The sequence below is a fragment of the Colwellia sp. 5_MG-2023 genome, assembly GCF_030547795.1.
Classification (GTDB): Bacteria; Pseudomonadota; Gammaproteobacteria; order Enterobacterales; family Alteromonadaceae; genus Colwellia.
The window spans coordinates 97,980-114,896 of sequence record NZ_JAUOPW010000001.1 but is presented as its reverse complement, the minus strand read 5'-3'; the positions used below and the strand labels follow the sequence as shown (position 1 = coordinate 114,896).

The 16,917-nt window shown below is 35.4% G+C and carries 10 protein-coding genes; 5 read left to right on the top strand and 5 right to left on the bottom strand.

Features of this window, described 5'->3' with window-relative positions:
* Positions 1-132: 132 nt before the first annotated feature.
* A complete protein-coding gene (locus Q4496_RS00450) occupies positions 133-2,544 on the top strand; it encodes a TonB-dependent siderophore receptor (protein ID WP_215972426.1) in 2,412 nt (803 codons plus the stop codon).
* Between the two features lie 592 nt (positions 2,545-3,136).
* Positions 3,137-3,895 (top strand): Nif3-like dinuclear metal center hexameric protein, encoded by a 759-nt coding sequence (locus tag Q4496_RS00445; protein ID WP_303609747.1) that lies wholly within the window; start codon positions 3,137-3,139, stop codon positions 3,893-3,895.
* Between the two features lie 128 nt (positions 3,896-4,023).
* On the opposite strand, the gene Q4496_RS00440 is transcribed toward Q4496_RS00445, so the two are convergent.
* The 4 genes from Q4496_RS00440 to pdsR form a co-directional block, all read right to left on the bottom strand.
* Positions 4,024-5,544, bottom strand: coding sequence for a hypothetical protein (locus tag Q4496_RS00440; protein ID WP_215972428.1), 1,521 nt, complete (start codon positions 5,542-5,544; stop codon positions 4,024-4,026).
* A 320-nt stretch (positions 5,545-5,864) separates the two neighbouring features.
* Complete coding sequence (locus Q4496_RS00435) at positions 5,865-7,181, bottom strand: 3-oxoacyl-ACP reductase (protein WP_303609746.1); 1,317 nt, start codon at positions 7,179-7,181, stop codon at positions 5,865-5,867.
* Between the two features lie 115 nt (positions 7,182-7,296).
* Entirely contained in the window at positions 7,297-9,516 is a 2,220-nt protein-coding gene (gene pdsS, locus Q4496_RS00430) for a proteobacterial dedicated sortase system histidine kinase (protein ID WP_215972430.1), read from the bottom strand.
* Positions 9,506-10,225, bottom strand: coding sequence for a proteobacterial dedicated sortase system response regulator (gene pdsR / locus Q4496_RS00425; RefSeq protein WP_215972431.1), 720 nt, complete (start codon positions 10,223-10,225; stop codon positions 9,506-9,508). Before pdsR ends, pdsS begins: the two co-directional genes overlap by 11 nt.
* Before the next feature lie 301 nt (positions 10,226-10,526).
* Here pdsR and pdsO point away from each other — a divergent pair, with 301 nt between their 5' ends.
* Both pdsO and Q4496_RS00415 read left to right on the top strand, forming a co-directional pair.
* A complete protein-coding gene (gene pdsO / locus Q4496_RS00420; protein ID WP_303609745.1) occupies positions 10,527-11,399 on the top strand; it encodes a sortase-associated OmpA-like protein PdsO in 873 nt (290 codons plus the stop codon).
* 158 nt (positions 11,400-11,557) lie between these two features.
* A complete protein-coding gene (locus Q4496_RS00415) occupies positions 11,558-12,055 on the top strand; it encodes a MarR family winged helix-turn-helix transcriptional regulator (protein ID WP_215972433.1) in 498 nt (165 codons plus the stop codon).
* A 2-nt stretch (positions 12,056-12,057) separates the two neighbouring features.
* Here Q4496_RS00415 and Q4496_RS00410 read toward each other — a convergent pair whose 3' ends face one another.
* A complete protein-coding gene (locus Q4496_RS00410) occupies positions 12,058-14,007 on the bottom strand; it encodes a choline BCCT transporter BetT (RefSeq protein WP_215972434.1) in 1,950 nt (649 codons plus the stop codon).
* A gap of 228 nt (positions 14,008-14,235) precedes the next feature.
* On the opposite strand from Q4496_RS00410, the gene Q4496_RS00405 reads away from it, so the two are divergent.
* Positions 14,236-16,887, top strand: a complete 2,652-nt coding sequence (locus Q4496_RS00405) for a TonB-dependent receptor (RefSeq protein ID WP_215972435.1) — start codon at positions 14,236-14,238, stop codon at positions 16,885-16,887.
* The last annotated feature ends 30 nt before the right edge of the window (positions 16,888-16,917 follow it).

Here is a 16,917-nt window from a genome sequence, read left to right as displayed (position 1 = left end):
ACATTCCAAACGTTGTCTTTAGGTAAAATTTAGAGAGAAACTTTCTAATCTATCACTAAATTTGTTGCAATGATTAATGCAAATCATTATCATTCGTGAAAAATTGGTGCTTAACCCCAAAGACTATACATAATGAACTTTAAATTGAAAAAAACATGGCCTATTGCTGCTGCAGTCGCCAGTATCCTAGTAACTGTTTCTCTTCCAACTTTCGCCGGTGAAACTAATACAGTTAATTCTGAAGAAAAGAAAGTTGAAAAAATAACCATTTACGGCAGACACAATCAATTGATCTTAGAGTCAGGCACTGCAACTAAATCTAATATGAGTTTGATGCAAACACCTGCAGCTGTAGTTGTAGTCGACAAACTGTTAATTAGTGAACAAGCAGGGGCTACATTACAAGAAAGTTTACGAAATGTAAGTGGTTTATCTCAAGATGGTAATAATTATGGCGTTGGAGATAATTTAGCTATCAGGGGCTTAGGTGTAAACTACGCGTACGATGGTATGTATGGTGGCGCAGATTTAGACAATAGTTACAACCCTACACGCTCAATGACAAACATTGAAAGTATTGAAGTATTAAAAGGTCCTGCTACCGGGCTTTATGGCATGGGATCAGCGGGTGGTGTAATTAACTTAATTGAAAAAAAACCACAACAAGAAGAAGCTTATCAAATAAGAGCCGTTGTTGGTCAATGGGATAATTACGGTGTTATGTTCGATGCTACAGCGGGTATAACAGAAGATACTGCTTATCGCGTAGTAGCTAATTATGAAACTTCAGATGGGTATCGTGGTTTAAGCTCTGAACGTTCAGAGCTATACACATCATTAAGCCATGCATTTTCAAACGACAATACAATACTTTTATCTGCTGCTTATATTGATGATGCGGTACAAATAGATTCTATCGGTGATCCGGTTCGACTAATTGATTTAACTTTAGTGGATTCATTACCTGGAAATATTACTGCTGCTGACTTGGTAAATGGCGACATTGACAGTGGCGGCCTACAGCTAACTGATTCACAACGCCAAGAGCTTGCAGGTACTTTAGCTTCTACTGATGGTTGGCAACCTTTTGATTTAGGTGAAACTGGTTTGATTTCACCTATCTCTACGCCGAATGAAGGTAAAGAGTTTAGAATCAAACTTCGTCAAGATCTTAATATTACCGATGATTGGACCCTTACTCATCAATTGCAATATCGAACTTACTCTACAGATTATATTCGTCAAACATCAGCCTACAATTATATTTATCATGATCGTAATGGCACTATCAATCTTGATCCTAGAGCACCTTTAGTGCTTGATGACGTACTTTATCCTTATGCCGCACGCCGCCAAGAATATCGAAAAATAAATGCTGATGAAAAAACAATACAGTATTTTGCCGATTTATCTAATACTTGGAGTCTTGGTAACTTAAGAGGTGAACACTTATTAAGTGCTAATTACGAAAAACGTGACATGGAATATCAACAATATTCAATTTGGGATGCTGATGACACCAGAAGTGATGCTGTTCCTTATATTTTAGATATTCGTGATCCTAATTGGCCAACGGGAACTTTCGAAGATTATAGCCCGTCGTTACGTAGTAAATATGATAAATCTGCAACAGCCTGGGGTTTGAGTTTACAGGAAGTTCTTTATTTTAATGAAGCACTAACGGCGCGAATAGGCGGTGCTTATAGTTCTGTTAAGCAAACATATCAAAATCAATTTAGTGACGGTAGTCCTGAGCTTGATGCTGATGATGATGGTTTTACTTATAATTTAGGAGTGAACTATCAATTCTCTAAGTATTTCTCCGCATTTATTAACCATTCAAAAGGGAGAACTGCTTACAGTGTTTTGGGCAGTTTGACTGAAGATGATAACCGTCCAGATTCGGAGTCGATATCTTGGGATTTAGGTGTACGTTTTACCGCTTTAGATGAAGATTTATTAGGATCGATCGTCTTGTTTGATACTGCTCGGACTAACTTACGTTACGACAATCCATTGTATGAAGATGATCCAGCTGATGCTGCTTTTAATATTGATGTACCAGAATATTATTATGACGAGCAAGATAGCACGCAGGGTATTGAAGTTGATATTAACTTTGCTGTTAACGAACAATGGTCAATGAATTTTAATGCGACTTACCAAGAGCCTGTTACTGAGCCAGGTGGAAATGCACTAAGTTTGGCCGATGAACAAACAAAAGGTATTGCTGAAAAATTTGCAAGTATTTGGACCAACTATAGCCACCAGTTTGATGGTTTAGCTAGCCCGATAAAATTTAGTATAGGTATGACCTATGAAGATGAACGCTCTATTTCTTCATCTTCATTTGGTATTAACTATGCAATTATCGAAGCTTATACTGTTTGGGATAGTGCGATTAGCTATGCTGGTGAAGACTTTGATGTTCAACTAAATCTACGAAATTTAGCCAACGAAACTTATTATAGTAAGGCTATGTTCTTAGGTGGCTTACCAGGTGAAAGCCGAAATGCTAAGCTGACAGTTACGTATAGTTTTTAATACTTAATTAGTTGAATTATGAACATAAACATGATGTTTTGCTACGTACAATAGTCGCCATTTTTGGCGGTTATTTTATTTCGATTGCTTTTAGTTTCACATGTGTTCCTGTTTTAGTTTGGTTATAAATATGCTCAGTTACCTTGTTTACTTCACCGTTATTATTATTATGAGCTTTAGTCGTTAAAGCTCATGGCTACTTTGGTGAGGTATGGTGTTATCTCTTTGCCTTTTATTGATTACTTTTGGTTGATGGATGACGTATGAAACCTGACTTTAGAAAGTCAATGATTTGGCTAAATACCTATTCTGGCTTGCTTATTAGTTGTTTTTTTGTCTGTTAATACTTTATTTGTAGTGCTTATTTACAGTTCTGTTTCGGCAAAAAAATAATCATCTACAAAGTTATATAACTATTCACTACAGCTATTCATTACGGAGCTAAAGAGTCGCTTATCCCAAATTTACATATTATTTTTACCTAACTAATTATCATGTACAGTGGTTAGATCTAATGTTAACGCATGATAAATGCCTGATGATCTAGTATCATATTTTTATTCTTAGTACGTTTTATAAAAGATTAAAAATAATGAATAGAAATGAGTTAGAGCAATATTTAGATAAGTTATTAACGCCTGCAATAATAAAGGATTACGCGCCTAATGGGCTGCAAATACAAGGTAAAGAAGAAATAACTAAAATAGTTACGGGTGTAACAGCGTCGCAAGCATTAATTAATAAAGCTATCGATGAGAAAGCTGATGCAATACTTGTTCATCATGGATATTTTTGGAAGAATGAGTCTTATGTTATTCGAGGTATGAAGCATAAGCGTATTAAAGCGTTACTTGATAATGACATTAGTTTATTCGCCTACCATTTACCATTAGATATTCATCCTACGTTAGGTAATAACGCACAATTAGCAAAACTGTTAAACATTGATATCACTGGACCACTTGAGTTAGGTAATAAGTTAAGTGTTGCTATACAAGGCGAGTTAACTGAAGAATATTCAAGTGATGTATTCGCTCAAAAAATTAGTGAAAAACTTAATCGAACTTGCTTACATATTGCGCCTCCATCAAATAAGCCAATTAAAACGGTTGCTTGGTGTACTGGCGGTGGACAAGATTATATTGAGTTAGCAGCAGAGCAGGGCATTGACGCCTTTATTTCTGGTGAAGCTTCAGAAAAGACTACACATATTGCTCATGAAATGGATATACATTTTTTTGCTGCAGGTCATCATGCAACTGAGCGTTACGGCGTTAAAGCTTTAGGTGAATACTTAGCAAAAGAGCAAAATATCGATGTTGTTTTTGTGGATATCGATAACCCAGTCTAGCGTGTAAGCACGAGCCGATAGACCTTGTTATTAGTTTACCATTATTGATTTTTTAGCATAAAAAAAGCCTACTTAATTATTTTAAGTAGGCTTTTTCATTTCTATATTCAGTTACTTATCTAATAATATTAATTATTACTTTGATTAGTAAATGTCATTTTATATCCAGTTGCACTATCAGCATCTTTCTCTAAAATAATAAATTGGTTTGTACTATCTTCATCAAGTGTTAACTGAGTTGATGCTAGCACTATGTTACTACTATCAAGGCTACCAATAGCATAAATAGAATATGTATTGTTAAGTAGTTGAGCTGTAGTAGGTACTGCAAAAATAGTCGTTAAACTTTGTGATGCTGTTTCAATGATTTCATCATTTAAAACAAAATATACTTTAACACTAGAGAAATCATCAATGATTTCATCTTGGTCAATTAAGTTAATTACAGTCATTTCATGACTATAAATATTCTCAGAAGTACTATTAGTAACAACAAGTGAATTTAGTGTAATGTCTAATTCATCAATATAACCATCACCATTTTCATCGATATCGCCATCACCATCTTCATCTACAGCTTCTTCTAATAAATAAAGGAAGATTGTTTTATCAGTATTTTCATTCAATGGTAATAAGTGGTTACTGATGATTTTAGTTTGATTCTCAGTTGAAACGACATTCATGCTGTAATCACCTGATTCAATAATTGTTGATGGACTAAATTCGCCATAACCAAGTGAAGCAACTTCCGGTGAATCATCAATTGCATTAATATGAAAGTCGATATTTTTTTCATAACCAGGTAGTAAATCATTTTCTACAATACCATTGTATACACGGTAGCTTGCTTCAGCACCAGAATCTGTAAATTCTTGTGTCGTTGAAGTAGATACGATATCAATAAGGAATGGCGATGAACCTACACCTGTGTTTTCTCTAATTACAATAATATACTCAGATGCATAAGGAAATGAGATATCTTCTGAAGTGAATAAAACGTCACTTTCACCTGCTGAGGTGATGTAGAAAATATAGCTATCTTGATCTAATTTTTGATTCTCAGATAATTCAGTATAGCTTGTTTTATTTAGTAATTGAGCTTCATTAAATGTTTCATCAGCTTCAGAATAATAAAAGTCTAAACCAGCAGACCAGTTATGCATGTTAAGAACTTTAATATTGAAAAGATCATCATCACTATCATCATTTAGTTCATCATCATCTCTAACAGGAATTTCATAAACTAAAACTTGTGGCGCTTTAATATCTTCTGAGATAACAATAAATTCAACACTCTCGTTGCTGATTTTTAGTTGGTCTTGATAAACAATTTCTAAATCGCTTTGATTTCCAAACTCATTTTGCCAAGCTAATTCAATATCATAAGTGTCAGGTTCATAAGAGAAACGACTACTAGTATTAGAAAATGTAATTGCAGAATATGTTTGTTCAACATAATCGTCATCATCATACTGATCTATTGTTAAATAAATTCCAGGGGCATTTGGCGATAAGTTATATAACTGCACATAGCCTGTTTTAGAGCTTGAACTACCACCACAACTCATTAAGGTGAATGAAAATAGTAGAACACACCATAGCGGTATATTTTGTTTAAATTGAAAATATAGAGAATTATTGTTTGTCATTTGTTTACCTTTTGTAAATTACCACTATCAGAACATTAAATTTAGGGCAATATGCACCCTTAGCTAGATTACTCAAATTTTAAGCAGTTAAGTTAACCTGGTTATTATTGTACTTGCAGATAGAGTGTATTGCTCGTAATAAGTTCATCATATAATAACTGATTTAGTGAAATTTACATAACTTTACATAACTTTACAATATTAACGGTATTACAAGCATGATTAAAAGCAAATAACACTACTCTTCGGTCATTTATAAATGTCAGGCTATAATTTTTAATCTAGCGGTAGTCGCCCATAAAATTGTCACTAGTCGTATGTTAAGCCCCTATTATATTTAACCCACAAACTCGAAGAGTTTGTCCTGATATAGCAAAACTATGTTCATCACCTAAAAAACTAACGGCTTCTGCAACATCAATAGGTAAACCACCTTGCCCTAAGGCATTCATTCTTCTTCCCATTTCTCGAGTAAAAAAAGGCATTTTTTTCGTCATTTGTGTTTCGATAAAACCTGGAGCTATGGCATTGATCGTAATTTTCTCACGGGCTAACTTGGTATTCATACTCTGAACATAGCCAATTATGCCCGCCTTAGAGCAAGCGTAATTAGTTTGACCACCTTGACCGGCAATACCATTCATAGAAGATAAGCAAATGATACGCCCTCCTGGATTAATAGCTTGCTCATATAATAGCGTTTTATTAATACGCATGACGGCAAGTAAGTTAATATTTAGGGTTTGTTGCCAAAAATTTTCTGACATTTTAGCTAATGTTTTATCTCGGGTTATGCCGGCATTATGTACGATTAAATCAAAACCGCCGTGCTTTTGAGCTAAGGTGACCAGTTTATTTCCTGCCTCCTTTGCGGAGACATCTAAAATGACACTTTCACCTTGTAAGGTATTCATTACCTTGTTTAGCTGTATCTTCATTGGCTCTATATCAATGCCGATTACAAAATATCCATCATCAGATAGCTTTGTCGCTATCGCTGCGCCAATACCTTGCCCAACACCTGTGACTACCGCAGTTTTTTTAATCTTTGATGTCACCGAAGGAGGGGTTATTAAATTATTTTCAGCGTTTATTGTTAAGGTTTGACCACTAATAAAGGAAGATTTGCTCGATAAAAAAAAGTTTATAGGATTTGATAATGCTGAGTGAGTCGCATAGGCTTCATCATTAATAAAAATAACATTAGTGGTGCTGCCTTTTCTGCCAACTTCTTTCGCTAAACTTTTACTAAAGCCGATTAATGACTGGCTAAAGGTATTTTCATCTTCACTTCTATTGGTTGATTGTGGGTGAGCAATAATTAATATTTTTGCATTGTTATCTAGCTGTTTAAGTGTGCTTTTAATCGTTGTATATAATTGTTGGTAGCTACTTTCATCAAGATAATCGGTTGCATCAATAATAACCGCTTTAATAGGCCTTATGGTTAAATCAGCTATACTTTTAATTATATGCGTTGGTAGCTGGAATAAGGCCTGTTCAATATTTGGGTTAATATGCTGACTTATACTTAATAGGGCAACGTTTTCAGGCAGTGAATTTTTACTATTGAAGCGCTGCAGAGCAATAGGCTCAGGAAAGCCAAGCAACGAAAAAAACTTATTTGTTAAGCTCATGCGTTTTATTTTTAATAGGGTGATATTTTCAGTTTAACAAATTATTTTGTATAAGTGCCTAACTTTTCTTTAACTTTAGTGCTTCACTTAATTCACCTAGTTTTAGCCATTATACTTAGCGGTTAAACTTTAATGGTAAGCAAATATCTATCGTTACACCATCAGGTGAGCGATGGTTATATGCGCTAATTTTACCTTGGTGAAATTGACAGATCAATCGAGCTATATATAAACCCAAGCCAAGGTGAGGCTGTTCGGTGATTTTTTTATTAGCTGAATAATGTTCACGTAAGGAAACCATTGAATCAAACAAGCTTTCATTTAGTTGCTTAGGTAATAGAATACCATTGTTATGAACTAATAAAGTCACTTGTTCATCATGTCGTTTTAAGTCAAAGGTGATAACATTATCTTCACTAAATTCAACGGCGTTATTAACGACTTTATCTAGTAATTGTACAATATGCTCAGGTGAGCCTTTAAATGTTAACTTAGCAAGATCAGTATTCAATATAAAAGTATGCTCTTTATATACTTGTTGATATCCAGCAATACAGCCAGAAATAACGGTTTTTAAATCAAAATCAATTTTTTCTGTACTCGATAACATCTGCTCAAGCCGGGTCGCTTCGCTCATATTTGTTAAAATTAAATTTAATGTATTAATGCCTGTTTGTGCTCGTTCAATATAAGGATTACTTTCGATTGATTTATCTGCTGAGTTATCAGCTAATAATTTTTGTTTTTCTTGTATCGCCAGGTTTTCTAAAGATGTTTTTACTACCGCAATCGGTGTTCTTAATTCGTGAGATAAACGTGATGACATGCTTTCTAAGTAGTGATTATATTCGCTAAGTCGATTAACGGCAGTAGTAAAACTACGCGACAAATCACCTATTTCATCATGACTGTTAGATGGCGATATTTTGCCAATAATACGTCCCTGGGGATCAATAGCATGTTCTGCCTGGTTAGATAAGTGTCGAATACGTGATGAAATGCGTGTGGCAAAAATAATAAAGGTTAATGCCCCTAAAGTCATTATGGCTAAAATTACGGTAAATAACTTTTCTAAAGCTCTATTTCTTAATGTGCGTATACCATTTGTTGTTTCTTCTACAATTACAGCACCTTGCACTTGATTGTTAATGAAAATAGGGTAAGCAGCAGATAGCACTAATGCTTGTTTGTCTGTTGTTAATCGCCATTGAGACTTAGCTTTGCCTGATAAGGCATGGACAATATGTTCGCCACTTAAGTGCCCAGCATCGTAAATTTTGTCAATGAAATCTGTTGGCGGTTTAGTCAGTATTTTATAATACAGAGGAAGTAATAAATGCTGTTTAAATCGATACCAAAGACTTTTTTCTTCTTGATCATTTAAGGGGTCGGTTTTTGTTTGCCAAACGCCACTAGCTGATTTTAACGAGCCTGCACTGGCGAGTACTCTATGATGTTGGTCAACAACCCAAATACTCGAATTAGTATAGCGCATACCTTTTACAATACGCTCAATTTCAGGCGAAGGAACTAATATGGTGCCTAAACTATTGAGCTTGCTTGGATCAGCAGAGCCTATAGCTGAAGTAACTTCGCCACCAGGGCTATCTACATCAAAAAAAGCAAAGGCAATTTTATCGCCTAGCGTTTTTAAGGGAACACGTAATTCAATATTATAACCTTGGGGAGTTATTAACCAATGCCCTTGGATCTGAGGCGCTGGCTTTGGGATATCATCAGGATCATCTGTAATGTTAAAGGCTGATATCCAACCGGCTTGTTTATTACTGATAATAAAACGATTTAATTCATTGTTAGTGTCGCTAAATGATAGAGCTAAATGATCATTGTTGGTGATGCTGCGGTTATTTTTACCACGAAATATAACTTTATTATCAACGACCTGAAAAAATAAATATAAATATTTGTCATATTTACCAACACTTGCCTTAAAGTTTAAACTTAATGCATCTTTTGCAAATAGTTGCTGTTGTTGATTATAAAAATGAGCTCGTTGTGAAAAATTTGTCCAATCATTAGATAAGCCATCGAGTTGGATCGCTTCAGTGAACTGATAGCCATATAAATCTTTACCTTGCTCTACGCTAGGTAAAAAACTGGCTTGGTTGTTAAATAAATTTTCACGTTCATGTAATGCTGTCGCTAGTGCTCTAGCAGTACCTACCAGTGTTTGCTCTTGTCCAAAACGTAAATACTTTTCCATTTCCCATACATATTGATAGCCAAACCAAGGAATGACAAATAGAAAGCTAGAAAGTAATAATACTTTGGCTCTTAAACCAACGCGTAATTGAAAAAACTTGTTATTGGGCATATGGGTCTGTGTTAGTCATTTCACTTAACCAGCGATAGCCCATACCATAAACTGTTTCAATACAGTCAAAATGTTCATCGGTTTTAATAAACTTTTTACGAATACGTTTAATATGAGATGTTATGGTGCTGTCATCAACGTAAATTTTTGAATCAGTCATTAATTGCGTACGGTTTTTAACATGTCCTGGGTGCTTGGCTAGTGCATGTACTAACCAAAACTCAGTAATCGTTAAGTCAATGGCTTTACTTTGCCATGTAATGGTCATGCGTTGACTATCAATTGTTAAGGATCCTGTTTGGGTTATATGATCATTATTAATAGGCTGTTTAAAAGCTTCTTGGCGACGAAATAGGGCAGATATCCGCGCAGTTAAGTGCGGTAAACTAATATCTTTTGTTAAATAATCATCGGCACCAATACGAAGCCCGGACACCGTATCAAAGTCGTTATCGCGAGCGGTTAAAAAAATGATAGGTAAACTCGCTGATTTGGCCCGCAATTGCTGACATAAAACAAATCCCCCTTCATATTCTTGATTCAAACCAATATCTAAAATAACTAAATTAGGTAAACGTAAATTGAAAGCTTGTGTCGCTGTTTCTCGACAGGCATAAGTTTGCACTTGATAACCTTGGCTACGCAATACATCAGCATAATTTTCACGTATGGCGGCTTCATCTTCAACAATAGCAATTCGTTTGGTCATTTATAAATACTTTAATAATTTTTGATAGAGATAAGTAGTTAACAACAATTATCTCTATGTTACAGAAAACAATGCCTTGAATGGTCAATACATTGCAAACAATAGCGCTGTCTCGGACTATATCTAACTTTTACTCTTTTCGCGCCTTATTTTTGAAATTGCCATATTGTTGCCACAATTGCTCAGCAATTTGCCTTTATTACAGCATATCACTGCCTTTTTATTACGTTTTAATAGCTTACGTCAACCAACAACAAGCAAACTTTACTTAATTAAAACTGATATAAAAAAGGAAAATATGATGACCAAGATGCAATCTACTATGTTAAAAGAGCAACTAAAAGAGCAACAAACAACACACTTAAAATATAATTCCTCACGTAATTATACAAAAATATTACTTTCAACAATGCTTGTTACTGTGATTACCAGCACCTCTGTTTCAGCATTTGAAAATGATATTGATAAACAATTAACATTAACTGAAAAGCAACAATCAAAAACGAATAATGAAAACATCGGCTTTGGTACTGGAGCTTTAATTGGTGGTATTGCTGCTGGACCTGTAGGTGCTTTTATTGCAGGTTTAGGTGGCACTTTAATTGCGAAACTAATGAATGCAAACGATGAAAATGAAGCACTAACTGCAACCCTATTACAAGAAAAGCAAACTTATCAACTATCGAGTAAACAGGCCGAACAACAATATCAAGAAAAATTGCAGCACGTAGAAGAATCTTATCAATACCAGTTAGCTGCACTTGAAAATCAACAAAAACAAGAAGGTCAGTTACAAGCCGATAAACTATTAATGAGCCTACAATTTTCGACAGGTTCAAGTGATATTGCTGCCCACTACCAAGAGCAAGTAGCTGCACTAGCAAGCATATTAAATAACTCTCCAAGCATGAAAATTGATTTGTCAGGCTATACCGATTTAACGGGAGAAGAAGCACATAATCAAGCATTGTCGAAAGCTAGGGTTAATTCAGTAAAAACACTGTTAATGGCACAAGGTGTTGATGAGCAACAAATTGCCACTTTTGCTTTTGGAGAAAAGTCACCTGTTGTCGCAAATAACGAACATAAAATGAGTTTTTATGATCGCCGAGTATTACTCAAATTATATAAACCATCAATGTTAGAGCATAACCAGATGGCAAATAATCACTAATTATTAGAGTTAACTTAGCCATCATAGTTAGCTATATTTTGTGTAATGAATAGAAAAACTATGTTTTTACTTGATAAAGGTGTCTATTTCATAATATGTCTAGGCACTACTTTTAATTTTGATTAAACTAACAGAAATTTAAGTAAAAGTAGTTTGTCATGGAAAAGCACCAAGAATTATTAATTGCTTTAAGAAAAGTGATTAGAGCGATAGATTTACATTCCAAGCACTTGAGTAAAACCTCAGGTTTAACCAGCCCACAATTATTAATTATGTTAGAAATTGATAAAATGTCAGGGGTAAACTCTAGTCAAGTTGCCAAAAGTGTTAACTTAAGTGCGGCAACGGTAACTAATATTCTTGACCGTTTAGAAAATAAAAATCTTGTTTCAAGAGTTAGAGATACACAAGATAAACGTAAAGTTGGTTTGTATTTAACGGATCAAGGCAAAGCACTTTTACTTAATGCACCACAAGCACTTCAAGAGCATTTTATTGAAAAATTTTCGAGTTTAGCTGGTTGGGAACAGTCACAATTATTATCTTCACTTGAGCGCCTTGCTGAAATGATGGATGCTAATGAAATTGATGCTGCGCCCGTATTAGAGCTAAATGCAATGAACGCCAGTATTGCTAACAAAACTGACGTTTCATAGGACTAACGTAATAAATGTAAAAAGTGCAAATGTTTATGATATTGATCAATAATGTTATTGATCACTGAGGTTTTAGACCAACCCATAATATCATAATCTTGCCCACCTTCACTTAAGTGAACTTCTGCACGGTAATAACTTTGTTCATCATCATCGGCTTCGTTGATAAAGTCAGGTTGCGCATATTTGCGTGCAAGTACACGGTAAATAAACTCCTGCTCTTCACCATGATTAACAATTAATGTCAGGCCATCATCATTAGATATATCTACTTGTATTTGATTTGTTTGTAGCTCTTTAGCGACTAAATCAAATGCAGGTTTAACCGTTTGACTAATAAATTTATTTACATTGGTTTTATTTGGAAAATCGACAATGTTTTTTAAACGTAATTGCCAACTATCGTTATTTTCATTATTTGTATGAGGGATGGCTGAAATTAGTTGACTATCTTGCTTAAAGGCTTCAATCCTTAATGATTTGATTAAACCGAAAATGGCTAATAATAACACCACAGAAAAAGGTAATGCGCTGGCAATGGTCATTGTTTGTAGTGCATTTAGTCCTCCAACGAGTAAAAGTATACTGGCAACTACACCAATCCCTACAGCCCAATAAATACGCTGCCAAAGAGGTGTATTGTTTTTGCCATAAGAACAAAGCATATCAACCACCATGGCACCTGAGTCGCATGAGGTAACAAAAAATATTATGATCATTAAAACACTAAAAAAAGAAAGTACTTGGCTTAGTGGGAAATTTTCAAGAAATACAAACAAAGCAACAGAAGAATCTTTACTTACCATTTCGCCTAAGGCGACAACTCCTTGATCATGAACTAAATCAATCGCACTGTTACCAAAAATAGTCATCCAAAATAAGGTAAATACTGTTGGTATCAGCATTACGCCGATAATAAATTCTCTAATGGTACGTCCACGAGAAATTCGGGCAATAAATAAGCCAACAAATGGCGCCCAAGCAAGCCACCATCCCCAATAAAAAATAGTCCAACCGCCAATCCAGTTCGTCTTTTTATAAGCAAATAAATTAAAAGTGTTGTGTACTATATCAGCCAAATAGTCGCCCATGTTTTGCAAATATGCCTGCAATAAAAACACGGTTGGGCCTAGAATAAAAACTAATAATAATAATATTACGGCCAGAATCATGTTGGTTTCGGATAGGATCTTTATACCTTTATCTAGCCCCGTTGCTACAGAGATAACAGCTAATCCAGTTATAGCGAACATAATAATAATTTGGTTTGTGAGCGATATATCAATATTAAATAAATAACTAAAACCAGAGTTAACTTGAGAAGCGCCTAAGCCGAGCGAAGTAGCAACGCCGAACACGGTACCAACAACGGCAAAAATATCCACTAAATGCCCTGGCCATTGATAAATTCTATCGCCAATTAAAGGGTATAAAGCAGAGCGTAAAGTTAGCGGTAAATTATGACGATAACTAAAATAGGCTAATACTAATGCTACAACAGCATAAATTGCCCAAGCGTGAAGTCCCCAATGGAAGAATGTCATTTTCATTGCTTCACGAACGGCTTCAATTGAACCTGTTTCAGCTGTTGGCGGCGATAAATAATGCATTAATGGTTCAGCGACACCAAAAAACATTAAACCAATGCCCATACCTGCAGCAAAAAGCATAGAAAGCCAGGTGGTTATAGAGTAATCGGGGGTAGCATGATCAGGCCCTAAACGAATATCTCCATAACGAGAGAAGCCTAAAAAGACAACAAAAAAGAAAATAAAAGCAACGGTAAGTACATAAAACCAACTTCCGTTATCGATAATGCTCGCTTGTATAAGTGTAAATAAGTTTTGTGCTTGTTTAGGAAGCAAAGCGGTATAAAGTAAAAGGGCAATGATCACTGACGAAGCCCCAACAAATACTTTCTTATTTAAGTGGCCCTGAACTGTAGTAGGCAATTTAATTCCTCTGATTTAATTTGTATTGATATTATTTTTATCTTAGTCACGCTGTAGATAATCATACATTATATATAACTTCTCCATAAAGTTTAACATTATATGCGTCTTTGAAAAAGAACGCTTATTTTGTTAAGCTAGCGCTCATAAAAATTTAATTAGTACACTAATAATATCAACTCGAAACATAATTAAAAAATAGAATCACAATACTAAAGGGATAATAATATGAAATTAACAAAGCTGCATGCGGCAGTGTTAACAGCGATAGCAGCTTCTGGCTCTCTCTATGCTGAAGAAGTAAAAACACAAGAAAAATCAAAAATTGAAGTTATTGAAGTCACATCAACTAAACGAGCAGAGTCTATTCAAGAAGTACCTGTTACTGTTACAGCCTTAACAGGTGATAGTTTAGAAAAACTAGGTGTATCAAACTTTGACCAATATGTAGAGTTTTTACCTAATGTTGTTTTTCAGGGGACAGGCCCTGGGCAAAATGAAATATATATTCGTGGCGCTGCAACGACACAAACAAATATTTCAGTTTCATCAGTGCAAGCATTACAGCCTTCAGTTGCTTTTTATTTAGATGAACAACCTGTATCAATGCAAGGTCGTAATTTAGATGTTTATGCGAGTGATGTTGAGCGTGTGGAAGTTTTACCTGGCCCTCAAGGCACGCTTTTTGGGGCTAGCTCTCAATCAGGTACAGTACGTATAATCACTAACAAACCTAGCCATGATGGTTTTTCTGCTGGTTTTGATACGAGCACTGGCTCTACGTCAGGCGGTGATATGAGTAACTCTGTTGAAGCCTACTTTAATATGTCGTTAACAGATTCATTAGCTATACGTGTTGCAACGTATAATGATCATCAAGGTGGTTGGATAGACAATATACTCAACACTCCTGGTGAAGGTGGCTATACTGGCAGTGCTGAAGTTATTAGCAGAATTTCTGGTGGTGTTTTAACAAATCCTCAAGACGTGCCTGTTATCGCTCCACAAAATGCTGCTTTAGTAGAGGATGACTTTAATACTGCGGATTACGCTGGTGCACGTTTTGGCTTATCTTACATTATTAATGATGAATGGAACCTTTTAGTTCAACATACTCAGCAGTCACTCGATACTGAAGGTGTTTTTGCTTACGATCCTAACTTGGAAGGTGAAACTTCAACGAATCGTTTTATCCCAGAAAACAATAATGATGATTTTGGTCTTACAACCTGGACCCTTGAAGGTCGTCTTCAGAATCTTGACATTGTTTATACGGGTGGTTATCTAGATAGAGATATCAATTCAACGATTGATTACACTGGTTATACTAATGGTGGTTCATTCTCTGCTTACTACGTTTGTAATTATGCAGGCATAGTTGAATCAGAACAAGAATGTCTTGACCCAACTAAATACTATAAAGAAGAAACTAGTACCTCACGAATTACGCATGAACTTAGATTTAGCACCGCTGCTGAAAACCGCTGGCGTGTTACTGCTGGTGTTTTTTATGATTCTCAAGAATTATCAACTGTGGGTCAATTCAAAATAGCGAGTACAGATAAATTCCCTGATATGGCAAGAACGCTTGCTGGCTCTGAAGGCACTAATAGTAATGGAGGACCTTTTCCTTCAGAAGTAAGTTTTGTCAATGATGTTACTCATACTATTGACCAAATTGCTGTCTTTGGTCAGTTAGAATTTGATATAACTGATACGGTTACAGCAAGTTTTGGTGCCCGTTGGTATCAAATAGATGATATTTATAAAGGCGCGACTACCGGGGATGATGTTAGTGGTCGATTAAGAGCCTTTGGTGATGGTAGCGATGAAGCCTTAACTGAGTTTTTCGGCGCAGAAGAAGCTGCTGCTATACAAGCAGCTATTGCTAGCGGTCAATTAGACACTAGCTTACTTGACGATGACGGTACACTAACTGTAGATGATACCATTATAAAAGCTTCAATTGATTGGAAAATATCAGATGAAGTGATGGTATTTGCTTCATATTCAGAAGGCTTTAGACCTCCAGTGACTAACCGAGTAGGCGGCGGAGCAGCGACAAGTCAAGAAGGCGCTTTTGATGGCTTCCGTATTCCAGTGTACTCAACAACGGATAGTTTGGATAACTTTGAAATTGGTTTTAAATCAACATTATTTGATCAATCACTACGTTTTAATGCTACAGCTTATTATTCAGAGATATCTGATTTACAAACATCGCGTTATGACCCTACTAACATTAGTTTCTTAGTGTTTACCGACAATGTTGGTGAAGCAGAAATAAGAGGTATTGATGGTGACTTTACATGGGCAGCAACAGATAACTTAATTATATCCGGTGCCTTTAGCTTTATTGATAGTGAGCTAACATCTGTTAATAGTCAACTTGCCGGTATTGCTCCAGCGGTTGGCAGTCAATTACCTTATTCCGCCGAGTTCTCAGGTAATTTACAAGCACAATATTTTTATTCAATTGCTAATGATATGACAGGTTATATTAACGGCTCGATAAGTTACACTGGCGATAGACTTGCTGGTATGTCTATGGATGCTTATGTGGTAGAAGACGCTACTAATTTGATTTACGGTACGGGTTCAGGTTTAAGTATACAAAAAGAAGCCGATGTTTTCTCAGGTGTTAATTATCAAGACCGAAATGGTGAAACCTTTGCCGGTGGTCGTTACATACAAGATAGTTATGTTTTGGCTAATTTAAGCTTTGGTGTTACTAATGATGAATGGAAAGCAGAAATATTTATCGATAATGTAACGGATGAGAGTGCAGTATTGTATATTGATACTCAGCAGTTTACGCCTAAAGTGGTCTCTAATAGACCTCGTACTATTGGCTTTAGATTTTCGTATGATTTCTATTAAATAAAAAGATAAGTAGAAAATAAAGTTAAG